Origin of the sequence: Streptomyces sp. NPDC050564 (genome assembly GCF_044457265.1) — a bacterium.
In the GTDB taxonomy this organism is placed as follows: Bacteria; Actinomycetota; Actinomycetes; order Streptomycetales; family Streptomycetaceae; genus Streptomyces.
Map to the genome: position 1 here is coordinate 95,589 of NZ_JBITGS010000026.1, position 13,737 is coordinate 109,325.

General features: G+C 70.5%; 7 protein-coding genes and 3 pseudogenes. 7 read left to right on the plus strand and 3 right to left on the minus strand.

The annotated features are described in order from the left end of the window. Window positions 1–139 precede the first annotated feature (139 nt). Together lpdA and ACIBK0_RS34490 are read left to right on the plus strand one after the other, a co-directional pair. The gene (gene lpdA / locus ACIBK0_RS34485; protein WP_399088535.1) at window positions 140–1,540 is read left to right on the plus strand and encodes a dihydrolipoyl dehydrogenase; all 1,401 of its coding nucleotides are present in this window, start codon (window positions 140–142) and stop codon (window positions 1,538–1,540) included. 18 nt (window positions 1,541–1,558) lie between these two features. Continuing rightward, window positions 1,559–2,293 carry a hypothetical protein gene (locus tag ACIBK0_RS34490; RefSeq protein WP_399088537.1) on the plus strand — a complete coding sequence of 245 codons (735 nt, stop codon included), beginning with the start codon at window positions 1,559–1,561 and terminating at the stop codon, window positions 2,291–2,293. A gap of 203 nt (window positions 2,294–2,496) precedes the next feature. Here ACIBK0_RS34490 and ACIBK0_RS34495 read toward each other — a convergent pair. From ACIBK0_RS34495 to ACIBK0_RS34505, 3 pseudogenes are all read right to left on the minus strand, one after another. Then, window positions 2,497–3,501: pseudogene (locus tag ACIBK0_RS34495) on the minus strand (Gfo/Idh/MocA family oxidoreductase). Window positions 3,502–3,534: 33 nt separating this feature from the next. Next, window positions 3,535–3,996, minus strand: a pseudogene (locus ACIBK0_RS34500) (oxidoreductase); the annotation flags it as partial. Beyond that, window positions 3,983–4,087 (minus strand): annotated as a pseudogene (locus ACIBK0_RS34505) (LacI family DNA-binding transcriptional regulator); the annotation flags it as partial. The pseudogenes ACIBK0_RS34505 and ACIBK0_RS34500, both read right to left, overlap by 14 nt. On the opposite strand from ACIBK0_RS34505, the gene ACIBK0_RS34510 reads away from it, so the two are divergent. The 5 genes from ACIBK0_RS34510 (at window position 4,087) to ACIBK0_RS34530 (ending at window position 13,683) form a co-directional block, all read left to right on the plus strand. Further along, complete coding sequence (locus tag ACIBK0_RS34510) at window positions 4,087–5,019, plus strand: substrate-binding domain-containing protein (RefSeq protein WP_399088539.1); 933 nt, start codon at window positions 4,087–4,089, stop codon at window positions 5,017–5,019. The pseudogene ACIBK0_RS34505 and the gene ACIBK0_RS34510 overlap by 1 nt on opposite strands. A 93-nt stretch (window positions 5,020–5,112) precedes the next feature. Beyond that, window positions 5,113–5,901, plus strand: coding sequence for a sulfite exporter TauE/SafE family protein (locus ACIBK0_RS34515; RefSeq protein WP_399088541.1), 789 nt, complete (start codon window positions 5,113–5,115; stop codon window positions 5,899–5,901). 78 nt (window positions 5,902–5,979) lie between these two features. Beyond that, window positions 5,980–9,354: a pyruvate carboxylase gene (locus tag ACIBK0_RS34520; protein ID WP_399088648.1), complete on the plus strand. Its 3,375-nt coding sequence runs from the start codon at window positions 5,980–5,982 to the stop codon at window positions 9,352–9,354. 127 nt (window positions 9,355–9,481) lie between these two features. Continuing rightward, window positions 9,482–12,202 carry an MGH1-like glycoside hydrolase domain-containing protein gene (locus ACIBK0_RS34525; RefSeq protein ID WP_399088543.1) on the plus strand — a complete coding sequence of 907 codons (2,721 nt, stop codon included), beginning with the start codon at window positions 9,482–9,484 and terminating at the stop codon, window positions 12,200–12,202. Then, a complete protein-coding gene (locus tag ACIBK0_RS34530; RefSeq protein ID WP_399088545.1) occupies window positions 12,199–13,683 on the plus strand; it encodes an alpha-amylase in 1,485 nt (494 codons plus the stop codon). Before ACIBK0_RS34525 ends, ACIBK0_RS34530 begins: the two co-directional genes overlap by 4 nt. Window positions 13,684–13,737 lie beyond the last annotated feature (54 nt).

The following is a 13,737-nucleotide window of genomic DNA, read 5'->3' on the forward strand; positions in this document are numbered from 1 at the left end:
ACCGCGTCTCCCCGCCGCCGGGCCACGACCGCGCCGGCCCCGCCTCGTCCTGCGGATCCGCTGCCCGCAGCGGACGGAGAGGGCGCGACCGCCGACCGGCAAGATCGCCGATTTCGGCCGGGGTACTAGGCTGGCCGTCATGAGCGCACACTTTGACGTAGTGGTCCTGGGCGCCGGCCCGGGAGGATATGTCGCGGCGATCAGGGCCGCCCAGCTCGGCCTCAGCGCGGCCGTCGTCGAGGAGAAGTACTGGGGCGGAGTGTGCCTCAACGTGGGGTGCATTCCCTCGAAGGCGCTGCTGCGCAACGCGGAGTTGGCCCACATCTTCACGCAGGAGGCCAAGACCTTCGGCATTCGGGTGAACGGCGAGGTGAGCTTCGACTACGGCGAGGCCTTCACCCGCAGTCGCAAGGTGGCGGACGGACGCGTCAAGGGCGTCCACTACCTGATGAAGAAGAACAAGATCACCCAGTACACCGGCCACGGCACCTTCAGCGACGACCACACCCTCCAGGTTGCCCTCGCCGACGGCGGCACGGAAACCGTCACCTTCGGCCACTGCATCATCGCCGCCGGCGCCACCACGAAGCTGCTGCCCGGCACCTCGCTCAGCGAGCGCGTGGTGACGTACGAGGAGCAGATCCTGTCCGACACGCTCCCGGAGAGCATCATCATCGCGGGCGCGGGCGCCATCGGCGTCGAATTCGCCTACGTACTGCACAACTACGGCGTCGAGGTCACCCTCGTCGAGTTCCTCGACCGCATCGTCCCGCTGGAGGACGAGGAGGTCTCGGCGGAGCTGACCCGCCGTTACAAGCGGCTCGGCATCAATGTGCTGACCTCCACCCGGGTCGAGGCGATCAACGACTCGGGCGATTCCGTCAAGGTCATGGTGACCACGGGCGGCCAGCGGCAGACACTGCAGGCGGACAAGGTGCTGCAGGCGATCGGCTTCCAGCCGCGCGTGCAGGGCTACGGCCTGGAGAACACCGGTGTGAAGCTCACCGACCGCGGGGCGATCGACATCGACGGACGCTGCCGCACGAGCGTCCCGCACATCTTCGCCATCGGTGACGTGACGGCGAAGCTGATGCTCGCTCACGCGGCCGAGTCGATGGGCATCGTGGCGGCCGAGACGATCGCCGACGCGGAGACCATGGAGCTCGACTACATCATGATCCCGCGGGCGACCTACTGCCAGCCGCAGATCGCCAGCTTCGGCTGGACCGAGGCGCAGGCCCGCGATAGGGGCTTCGACGTCCGGGTTGCGAAGTTCCCGTTCACCGCCAACGGCAAGTCGCACGGTCTGGGCGACACCGCGGGCTTCGTCAAGATCCTCAGCGACGCCCGGTACGGCGAGCTCCTCGGTGCCCACCTGATCGGCCCCGAAGTCACCGAGCTCCTGCCGGAGCTGACCCTCGCTCAGCAGTGGGACCTGACCGTCCACGAGGTCGCGCGCAATCTGCACGGCCACCCGACGCTCGGCGAGGCGGTGAAGGAGGCCATCCACGGGCTGGCCGGTCACATGATCAACATGTGACCCGGGACAATCGTCGCCATGACCGACGGTATGGACGACGCCGAGAGCCGCCTGGCCAGGATCGAGCGGCTGCTGGAGAGCCGCGAGCGCGAAGTGGCCCCCGCGTGGCGCCGGGCGACGCAGGGTGAGCCGCGTTGGGCGGTGACCGCCGTGATCCTGGTGGCGGTCAGCCTCCAGCTGATGCTGCCGCACCGGCTCACCCTCCAGCCGTACTGGGTGCTGCCGGTCCTGGAGTTGGTGCTGCTGGCCGGCCTGATCGCGGCCAACCCCCGGCGGGTGGAGCCGCGGACCCGGTGGCTTCGGTGGCTGGGCCTGGCCCTGATCTGCGTGATCAGCCTGGCCAACGGCTGGGCGGCGGTCCAGCTGGTGGCCGGCCTGGTGAACGGCGCCGAGGGGAAGGACGCCGGGCCGCTGCTGCTGACCGGCGGGGGCATCTGGTTGACGAACGTCATCGTGTTCGCCCTGTGGTACTGGGAGTGGGACCGCGGCGGCCCGATGGCGCGGGCCCGCGGTCACCACCAGTTCGCCGACTTCCTCTTCGTGCAGATGCAGAGCCCGGAGGCCGCGCCGTCGGACTGGGAGCCGGCGTTCCTGGACTACCTGTACCTGTCGTTCACCAACTCCACCGCCTTCAGCCCGACCGACGTGATGCCGCTGTCGCGCTGGGCCAAGATGCTGATGATGCTGCAGTCCTCGGTCTCCCTGGTGACCGTGGTCCTGGTGGTCGCCCGGGCAGTCAACATCCTGCACTGACAGCGCGACGGGGGACGGTCATCCTGTGGACGCCTGCGCTTCGGCCCGCGCCCGGTCCCGCACCCGCCGTCGGCCGGTCCGGGCGGCGCGTTCGTCGTGCCCCCCTCGAACATCGTGTGCGACTCGTGGTGGAGGAAGGCGCCGTGCATGGGGTCGACGGCGACCCGGTCCGCGCCCGTTCGCCGATGCGCAGGGCTCGTCCGTCACACGGCAGGTACCTCCTCCATACGTACGGGACGGTGCCCGGCCAGCGACAGCGTGCACGCCTCGGCGATCCGGCTCGCCTCGACGGCGTCCGCCACCGTGCAGGGGGAGGGGCGCGTGCCGGCCACGACCTCGGTGAACGCGGTGAGTTCGGCGCGGTAGGCGGCGGCGAAGCGGTCCATGAAGAAGTGGTACGGGGGGCCCGCCGGGAAGGTGGCGCCCGGCTCGACGGAGCGCAGCGGCAGCCGGTCCTCCAGGCCGACGGCGATGCTGTCCCGCATGCCCTGCAGTTCCAGGCGTACGTCGTGACCCCGGGCGTTGTGACGGGAGTTGGAGACGACGGCGATGGTGCCGTCGTCGAGCGTGAGGAGCGCGGACGCGGTGTCGACGTCGCCCGCGGCCGCGATGTACTCGGCACCGCGGTTGCCGCCGGTCGCGTACGCCTCGACGACCTCGCGCCCCGTGACCCAGCGAACGATGTCGAAGTCGTGCACCTAGCAGTCCCGGAAGATGCCGCCGGACACCGCCACATAGGCCTCGGGCGGCGGCGCGGGGTCCAGCGTGGTGGGCCGTACGGTGTGCAGGGCGCCGAGTTCGCCGCTCACCACTGCCTCGCGTGCGGCGACACACCCCGCGTCGAAGCGCCGGTTGTAGCCGATGTGCACCTCGACGCCGCTGTCCTGAACGGCGCGCAGTACCTCCAGGCTCTCCGGGAGGCCGCGGGCCACGGGCTTCTCGCAGAAGACCGGGACGCCGGCCTTGACCGCGGCGAGGATCAGCTCCGGGTGCGCGTCGGTGGCGGCGGCGATCACGACGCCGTCGACGCCGGCCGCGAACACGGCCTCGGGGGAGTCCACCGCGGTGGCTCCGAACCGCTCGGCGGCCGCGGCGGCGGCCCCGGCCACCGGGTCGGTGACCACCAGGGAGTCCACCGCGTCCAGCCCGGCGAGGGTTTCCGTGTGGAGCGCGCCGATCCGGCCCAGCCCCATGATGCCCATGCGCATGTGAATCCTGCTCCTTCAGCCCCACGGAGGGGCTCAGTCGAGTCCGCCGAGGACGGTCTGGTCCCAGTCGATGACCGAGCCGGTCACCACTCCGCTGCGGTCGGACAGCAGGAAGACGACGAAGTCGGCGATCTCGTCGACCTGTCCGAGCTTGCCCATGGGCTGTGCCGCGGCGGCCTTCTCGCGCCAGTCGTCGCCCGCGCCGTGGAAGGCGCGCTGCGTGGCGTCCTCGCCCTCGGTGTCGGTCCAGCCGATGTTGAGCCCGTTGATCCGGACGCGGTCCCAGCGATGTGCGTGCGCGGCGTTGCGGGTCAGTCCGGCGAGTCCGGCTTTGGCGGCGACGTACGGGGCGAGGAACGGCTGACCGCCGTGCTCGGAGGACGTGATGATGTTGACGATGGTGCCCGGCGCCTCGCGGTCCACCAGGTGCCGGACGGTCGCCTGCATCGCGAAGAACGGTGCCCGCAGGTTGACCGCGATGTGCGCGTCGAACATCCCTGATCGTGCTCTCCCGTACACCGCCCCGGTCGTTGAGGACGCGGTCGACGGTGGCCGCACTCAGTCCGGACTGACGGGCGATCTCCAGTGCGCCAGGCGATCAAGGACCTGGATCGCCAGCGGACCCAGGTCCGCCTCGGTGGGCGTACCTTCATGATCGACATCGTGATGCAGGCGCCACAACGGTTCTCGGCCGCGGTGCGCGAGGCACTCGAGGCCGAGCTGCCCTCTTTGCGTCCCGCCGTGGTGCGCTCACGCTTCCACTTCCGGCAGACGGGCCCCTCCGTCGATCTGGTCGCGACCCTGGACAAGATCGCCAAGCGTGGTTCGCAAGGGGTGATCCTCAAGGCGCCGGACCTCCCGGAGGTCGGCGCAGCCGTCGGCCGGCTGGTCGAGGCCGGCATCCCCGTCGTCACCCTGGTCACCGACCTGCCGAGCAGCGCACGCATGGCATACGTCGGGATCGACAACCGCGCGGCCGGGGCGACCGCCGCCTACCTCCTCGGGCAGTGGCTCGGCTCCCGGCCCGGCAACGTGCTCACCACCATCAGCCGGGGCTCCTTCCGTGGCGAGGAGGAGCGCGAGATGGGCTTTCGCGGCGCGATGCGCGTCGCCCATCCCCAGCGATCCCTGGTGGAGGTCACCGACAGCGACGGTCTGGACGCCACCCAGCGCGACCTCGTCCTCGAAGCACTCGAGCGTGACGAAAGCATGGTCGCGGTCTACTCCATGGGAGGGGGCAACCTCGCCACCCTCGACGCCTTCGACGCCCTCGGCCGCACGTGCGCGGTGTTCATCGCCCACGACCTCGACCACGACAACACCCGGCTGCTGCGCGAGCGCCGCCTGTCCGCGGTCCTCCATCACGATCTGCGCCAGGACGTACGCCGCGCCTGCCAGAGCGTCATGCGGGCGCACAAGGCGCTCCCGGACGACGGCCTCTCGCTGCCCTCGGCGATCCAGGTGGTCACGCCGTACAACATGCCGCCCGGGATCTCTCCCCCTCCGTTCACGGGATGAGGCCGTCTGTACATGCAGATGGTATTCATGATGTAGAACGTCGGCTGAGGCATTCCGGGTCCCGGCGGCGTCGTGCGGGAGCGAGAGGGTCACGTGAAAGAACTGATCGCCGGTCAGTCGGGGCTCGGTGTTGCCCTGTTGCTCCTCGCGGCAGGGGTCGCCTCCGGGCTCGCCGGCTCGGTCGCGGGTCTGGCCTCGCTGTTCAGCTACCCCGCGCTGCTCGCTGCCGGCCTTCCGCCGGTGGCGGCCAACGTCACCAACACCGTGGCCCTCTTCTCCAACACCGTGGGAAGCGCCGCCGGATCCCGGGCGGAACTGCGCGGGCAGCGCGGGCGGCTCGTCCGCCTCGCGGTCACGGCGGCGTTGGGCGGGGCGATCGGCGCGGCCCTGCTGCTCGGGACACCGGCCTCGGCCTTCGAACTGGTCGTCCCGTGGCTCATCGCCCTCGGCTCGGTGCTGATCCTGGCGCGCGAACCCCTGCGGCGCCTGACCGCGAAGTTCAACCCGGACCCGGCCTCCGTGCCGCGGATTCCCCTCGCCTGCGCGGTCCTGCTGGTCGGCCTGTACGGCGGATACTTCGGCGCCGCGGCAGGCGTACTGATGCTGGCCGTACTCTCCCTCTCCGCGACGGAGCCGCTGCCGGTGACCAACGCCGTCAAGAACATCGCCACCGGCGCCGCCAACGTCACCGCGGCCCTCGCCTACGCCTTCCTCGCCCCGGTCGACTGGAGCGCGGCCGCCGCGCTCGGCCTCGGCTGCTTCCTGGGCGCCTGGATGGGGCCGGCGCTCGTGAGACGGCTGCCCGAGACGCCGCTACGGGTCGCGATCGCCCTCGCGGGACTGGGGCTCGCCTGGAGCCTGTGGCGCAATGCCACCGGGTGAGTGGCCCGGCTCACATGGCGCGGCGGAGGCGTCACCGACACCATGGTCCTCGTCACCGGCAGGCTGAAGGGATTGTGCATGTTCCGCAAGGTGCTGGTCGCCAACCGTGGTGAGATCGCGATTCGCGCGTTCCGCGCCGGCTATGAGCTGGGCGCGCGAACCGTCGCCGTCTTCCCGCACGAGGACCGTAATTCGCTGCACCGGCTGAAGGCCGACGAGGCTTATGAGATCGGTCAGCCGGGGCACCCCGTGCGGGCTTACCTCTCCGTCGAGGAGATCGTCCGTGCGGCGCGTCGGGCCGGTGCGGACGCCGTGTACCCGGGCTACGGGTTCCTGTCCGAGAACCCCGACCTGGCGCGTGCGTGCGAGGAGGCGGGCATCACGTTCGTCGGGCCGAGCGCGGAAACCCTTGAGCTGACCGGGAACAAGGCGCGCGCGGTGGCCGCCGCGCGTTCGGCCGGCGTACCGGTGCTCGGCTCCTCGGCGCCCTCCACCGACCTGGACGAACTCGTCCGTGCCGCCGAGGACATCGGCTTTCCCGTGTTCGTCAAGGCGGTCGCCGGTGGAGGAGGGCGCGGCATGCGCCGCGTCGAGGATCCCGCCCTGCTGCGGGAGTCCATCGAGGCGGCGGCGCGTGAGGCCGCGTCCGCGTTCGGCGACCCGACCGTCTTCCTGGAGAAGGCCGTCATCGAACCCCGCCACATCGAGGTGCAGATCCTCGCCGACGGGAGCGGCAACGTCATTCACCTTTTCGAGCGCGACTGCTCGGTGCAGCGCCGCCACCAGAAGGTGATCGAGCTGGCGCCCGCGCCCAACCTGGACCCGGCGCTGCGCGAGCGGATGTGCGCGGACGCGGTGAGATTCGCCCGACAGATCGGCTACCGCAACGCGGGCACCGTGGAGTTCCTGGTCGACCGCGACGGGAACCATGTCTTCATCGAGATGAACCCGCGCATCCAGGTCGAGCACACGGTGACCGAGGAGGTCACCGACGTCGACCTCGTGCAGGCACAGCTGCGGATCGCCGCCGGCGAGACGCTGGCCGACCTGGGCCTCGCGCAGGAGACCGTCACCGTGCGGGGCGCCGCGCTGCAATGCCGGATCACCACCGAGGACCCGGCCAACGGCTTCCGTCCGGACACCGGCAGGATCAGCGCCTACCGCTCGCCGGGCGGGTCGGGCATCCGGCTGGACGGCGGCACCACCCACGCCGGTACGGAGATCAGCGCGCACTTCGACTCCATGCTGGTCAAACTCACCTGCCGGGGCCGCGACTTCAAGACCGCGATCGGCCGCGCCCGGCGTGCCGTGGCCGAGTTCCGCATCCGCGGCGTGGCCACCAACATCCCGTTCCTGCAAGCCGTGCTGGACGACCCGGACTTCCAGGCCGGACAGGTCACGACGTCGTTCATCGAGGAGCGGCCGCACCTGCTCACCGCACGGCACTCCGCCGACCGCGGCACGAAGCTGCTCACGTACCTCGCCGACGTGACCGTGAACAGGCCCCACGGCGAGCGGCCCGACCTGATCGACCCGACCACCAAACTGCCGCCCGTGCCCACCGCCGAACCGCCCGCCGGTTCCCGGCAGCGGCTCGCCGAGCTCGGCCCGGAGGGCTTCGCCCGATGGCTGCGCGAGGCGCCGACCATCGGCGTCACCGACACCACGTTCCGGGACGCCCACCAGTCGCTGCTCGCCACCCGGGTCCGCACCAAGGACATGCTCGCCGTCGCCCCCGTGGTCGCGCGGACCCTGCCGCAACTGCTGTCTCTCGAGTGCTGGGGCGGCGCCACGTATGACGTCGCACTGCGCTTCCTCGCGGAGGACCCCTGGGAGCGGCTGGCCGCACTCCGCGAAGCCGTACCCAACCTCTGCCTGCAGATGCTGCTGCGCGGCCGCAACACCGTGGGCTATACCCCCTACCCGACCGAGGTGACCGACGCCTTCGTGCAGGAGGCGGCGGCCACTGGCATCGACATCTTCCGCATCTTCGACGCCCTCAACGACGTCGAGCAGATGAGGCCCGCCATCGACGCCGTGCGAGGGACCGGAACGGCGGTCGCCGAGGTCGCGCTCTGCTACACCGCGGACCTGTCCGACCCGTCCGAGCGGCTGTACACCCTGGACTACTACCTCCGGCTGGCCGAACAGATCGTGGCCGCCGGCGCCCACGTCCTGGCCGTCAAGGACATGGCGGGGCTGCTGCGCGCCCCGGCCGCCGCGACCCTCGTGTCGGCCCTGCGCCGTGAGTTCGACCTGCCGGTGCACGTCCACACCCATGACACCGCCGGAGGCCAGCTCGCCACCTACCTCGCGGCGATCCAGGCCGGAGCGGACGCGGTGGACGGCGCGGTGGCGTCCATGGCGGGCACCACGTCGCAGCCGTCGCTGTCGGCGATCGTGGCGGCGACCGACTACTCCGACCGGCCGACCGGCCTTGATCTGAAGGCGGTCGGGGACCTGGAGCCGTACTGGGAGAGCGTCCGCAGGATCTACGCACCGTTCGAGGCGGGCCTGGCCTCGCCGACCGGGCGCGTCTACCACCACGAAATCCCCGGCGGGCAGCTCTCCAACCTGCGCACCCAGGCCATCGCACTCGGCCTGGGGGACCGCTTCGAGGAGATCGAGGCGATGTACGCCGCCGCCGACCGGATCCTCGGGCGTCTGGTGAAGGTCACCCCGTCGTCCAAGGTGGTCGGCGATCTGGCCCTGCATCTGGTCGGCGCCGGAGTGACGCCGCAGGACTTCGAGGCGATGCCGGACAAGTTCGACATCCCCGACTCCGTGATCGGCTTCCTGCGCGGTGAGTTGGGCAATCCGCCCGGCGGGTGGCCGGAGCCGTTCCGCACCAAGGCGCTGGCGGGCCGCGCCGACCCCAAGCCCGTGCAGGAGCTGACACCGGAGGACCGTACGGGACTGGTGAAGGAGCGGCGCGCGACGCTCAACCGCCTGCTGTTCCCCGGGCCGTCGCGCGACTTCGACACACACCGTCAGACCTTCGGCGACACCAGCGTGCTGGACAGCAAGGACTTCTTCTACGGGCTGCGCCCCGCGAAGGAGTACGCCGTCGATCTGGAGCCCGGCGTACGGCTGCTCATCGAACTGCAGGCCGTCGGCGAGGCGGACGAACGGGGCATGCGCACCGTGATGTCCACCCTGAACGGCCAACTGCGGCCGATCCAGGTACGCGACACCGCGGCGGCCTCCGACGTTCCGCCGACCGAGAAGGCCGACCGGGCCAACCCCGGACAGGTGGCAGCGCCGTTCGCCGGAGTGGTGACGCTCGCGGTGGCCGAGGGCGACGAAGTGGCGGAAGGCGCCGTGGTGGCCACCATCGAGGCGATGAAGATGGAGGCCGCGATCACCGCCCCGAAGGCCGGAAAGGTGTCCCGGCTCGCCATCAACAAGATCCAGCAGGTGGAGGGTGGCGATCTCCTGGTCGAGATCGCCTGAGCCGTGGTTCGCGCCGGTCGTCGAACAGCCGAGGCTGTACCCCGACCTGACCGGCGCACAGCCATTGCCGTCGCGTCCGAGACGCCCGAGTCTGGGGGAATGTGCCGGATCGTGAGGAGGGCGGGCGATGGGGACGAGCGGTGGCACACCGGACGCCGAGCGCCGGCGGCTGGCCGAGGCCGACGATTCCGGGGTGCCCTGGCGTCGCTGGGGCCCGTATCTGAGCGAGCGTCAGTGGGGGACCGTCCGGGAGGACTACAGCCCGGACGGCGAGGCCTGGTCGTACTTCACCCATGACCAGGCCCGCTCCCGCGCCTACCGCTGGGGTGAAGACGGCATCGCGGGCGTCAGCGACGACAAGCAGCGGCTGTGCTTCGCACTGGCCCTGTGGAACGGCCGCGATCCGATCCTCAAGGAGCGGATGTTCGGCCTCACCAACGCCGAGGGCAATCACGGCGAAGACGTCAAGGAGTACTACTTCTACCTCGACAGCACGCCCACGCACTCGTACATGAGGTACCTGTACAAGTACCCGCAGACGGAGTTCCCCTATGGCGACCTCACCACGGCCAACCGGGCCCGGGGCCGCCGCGACGTCGAGTACGAACTCCTCGACACCGGCGTCTTCGACGAGGACCGCTACTTCGACGTGTTCGTCGAGTACGCCAAGGCGGGACCCGAGGATCTGCTGATCGAGATCACCGCGCACAACCGCGGACCCGACGAGGCGACGCTGCACCTGCTGCCCACCCTGTGGTTCCGGCACACCTGGTCCTGGGCCGGCGGCACCGCCGTACCGAGCATCCGGCAGGAACCCGGCGGCCCGCTGCGCGCCGCCCACGAGGAGCTGGGCCCGCGGTGGCTGTACTGCGACACGGACGCGCAGACCCTGTTCACCGAGAACGACACGAACAACGAGCGGATCTTCAACAGCCCGAACGCCTCCGGGTACGTCAAGGACGGCATCCACCGGTACGTCGTCCACGGGGAGATCGGAGCCGTGAACCCCGAACGGACCGGGACCAAGGCGGCCGTCCACCATGTGTCGGCCGTTCCCGGCGGGCAGAGCGCCACCCTGCGCCTGCGCCTCAGCGGCTCCGAACTAACCGACTGGCGTGCGGACTTCGACGCGATCATGGACCAACGCCGAGCCGAAGCGGACGAGTTCTATGACGGCATCACCCCGTCCGGCATGGACGAGGACGGACGGCGGCTCGTTCGGCAGGCGTTGGCCGGGATGCTGTGGAGCAAGCAGTACTACTACCTCGACGTCGAGCGCTGGCTGTCCGAGCACGGCGTCGACCCGCTCGGCTCCGACCCCCGGGTGCGCAACAGCAACTGGTACCACATGGTCAATGACGAGATCATGTCGATGCCGGACACCTGGGAATACCCGTGGTTCGCCGCCTGGGACCTCGCCTTCCACACTGTCGCGCTCTCGATGGTCGATCTCACCTTCGCCAAGGGGCAGTTGGACCTGCTGCTGCGCCGCCTCTACCTGCATCCCAACGGACAGATCCCGGCGTACGAGTGGAACTTCGGCGACGTCAATCCGCCGGTGCACGCCTGGGCAACCCTCTTCCTCTACGAGCTGGAGAAGCACCGCACCGGCCAGGGCGACCGCGTCTTCCTGGAGAACGCCTTCCACAAGCTGATGAAGAACTTCAGCTGGTGGCTCAACCGCAAGGATCCCGACGGCAACAACGTCTTCCAGGGCGGCTTCCTCGGCCTGGACAACATCGGCGTCTTCGACCGCAGCGCTCCACTGCCCACCGGCGGCCACCTCGACCAGGCGGACGGCACCGCGTGGATGGCGCTGTACTGCCAGAACCTGCTGGAAATCGCCATAGAGCTGGCCGTGGACAACCCTGTCTACATCGAGCAGGCGCAGTCCCTGTTCGAGCACTTCGCGTGGATCGCCGTGGCCATGAACCGCATAGGCGCGGACAACGCCAGCCTGTGGGACGAGGAGGACGGCTTCTTCTACGACGTGCTGCGACTGCCCGACGGCACGGCGACCCGGCTCAAGGTGCGCTCGCTGGTCGGGCTGATCCCGCTCGCCGCCACCAGCGTGGTCGGCGGCTGTGCGGACCAACGCTTCCCCGAACTGGTCGCGGGAGCACGGGAGTTCGCCGAGCGCCATCCGGCCGTCGAGGCCACCGCGTCCTCCCACGAGGCGCTGGGACCGAACGCCGAGGGCCGCTACCTGTTCGCCCTGTTCGGCGAGGACCGGCTCCGCCGGATCCTGTCCCGGATGCTCGACGAGTCCGAGTTCCTCGGCCCGCACGGCATCCGCTCGCTCTCCCGCCACCACGCCGATCACCCGTACACCTTTCAGGTGCGCGGCGAGACGTACGGTGTCGGCTATCTGCCCGCCGAGTCCGACTCCGGAATGTTCGGCGGCAACTCCAACTGGCGCGGGCCGGTCTGGTTCCCGGTCAACCTGCTGCTCATCCGCGCCCTGCTCAACCTGCACGCCTTCCATGGCACCGACTTCACCGTCGAGTGCCCGACCGGATCGGGCCGACAGCTCACTCTGTACGAGGTCGCCCGCGAGATCTCCGACCGGCTCACCGCCACCTTCCTGCGCGACGGCGACGGCCACCGGCCGGTGCATGGCGCGCGGGCCACATTCGCCAAGGACCCGCACTGGAAGGACCTGATCCTCTTCTACGAGTACTTCCACGGCGACAACGGCGCCGGCCTCGGCGCCTCCCACCAGACGGGCTGGACCGGCCTGGCCGCGGTGACCGCGACGCTGTTCCACACGCCCGGCGCCGAGGACTGGTCCGCCCGTGGCCGGGAGAGCCTGCGCCCGACCGGGGATCGAGAGGAACCGCTGTCATGACCGCATGGCCCGACCAGCCGGTGATCTACGAGGTCAACACCCTGGTCTGGCTGGGGGAGTTGAGCAGCCGGTACTGCCGCCCGGTCACCCTCGGCGAGGTGCCCGCGGCGGCCTGGGACGAGGTCGTCCCGCGTGGCGTCGACGCCGTCTGGCTGATGGGCGTCTGGGAGCGCAGCCCGGCCGGGCTGGAGATCGCGCTGCTCGACGAGTCGCTGCAGGCCTCGTTCCGCGCGGCGCTGCCCGACCTCCGCCCGGAGGACGTGGTCGGATCGCCGTACTGCGTCCGTAACTACGCCGTCGACCAGACGCTCGGCGGCCCCGAGGGGCTGGCCGCCGCCCGCGCCGAACTGGCCGCCCGCGGCGCACGGTTGATCCTCGACTACGTCCCCAACCACGTGGCCCCCGACCACCCGTGGCTAGCCGATCGTCCGGGCTGTCTCCTCCAAGGCACCCTGGACGATCTGGCCCGGGACCCCGGCGCCTTCCTCGAAGCCGCCGGTCAGGTCTTCGCCCGAGGCCGCGACCCCTACTTCCCACCCTGGCCGGACGTCGTCCAGCTGAACGCCTTCAGCGATGAACTCCGCACGGCGGCTGTCGACACCCTCGCCGCGATCGGCGACCAGGCCGACGGCGTGCGCTGCGACATGGCCATGCTGCTCATGACGGACGTGTTCGCGAAGACATGGGGCGATCGGGCGGGCGCCGCACCGGCCGAGGACTTCTGGCCGTACGTCATCCCCAAGGTACGGGAGCGCCACCCGGACCTCCTTTTCGTCGCCGAGGCCTACTGGGACCTCGAATGGGCGCTCCAGCAGCAGGGGTTCGACCACTGCTACGACAAGCGGCTCTACGACCGGCTGTTGCACGAGGGTGCCGACTCGGTGCGTCCGCATCTGCTGGCCGACCTCGGCTACCAGCGCGGGCTCGTCCGCTTCCTGGAGAACCACGACGAACCCCGGGCCGCCGCCACGTTGTCGCCCGAGCGGGAGCGGGCGGCGGCCGTCACCATCGCGACGCTGCCCGGCGCGACGCTCTGGCACGAGGGCCAGTTCGAGGGGCGCCGGGTGCGGCCGCCGGTCTTCCTCTCCCGCCGCCCGGAGGAGCCCCTCGACAAGGAACTGCTCGCCTTCCACCACCGGCTGCTGGCCTCGGTCGCCTCGTCCGGCATGCGTACGGGAGGGGACTGGCGGCTGGTCGACTGCACGGGCTGGCCGGACAATCCGTCCCACGGCAACCTGGTCGCCTGGTGCTGGACCACCGGATCCGCCCGCCACCTCGTGGTCGTCAACCTCTCCGACCAGCCCGCCCAGGGCCGGATCCGCCTGCCGTGGACCGACCTCCGCGGCCGCCCGTGCCGCCTCGCCGAGCTGCTCACCGAGCGCACCTACGAGCGGGACGGCGACGAATTGGTCGACGCCGGCCTGTACGTCGACCTGGAGGGCCGGCACTGGCACGTTGTCGCCGTGCCTGTGGGCCCTTAGAACGACCGGCAATAGGCATCGGGTGTGGGGGAGGATGCAGAGCAGGCACGGGTC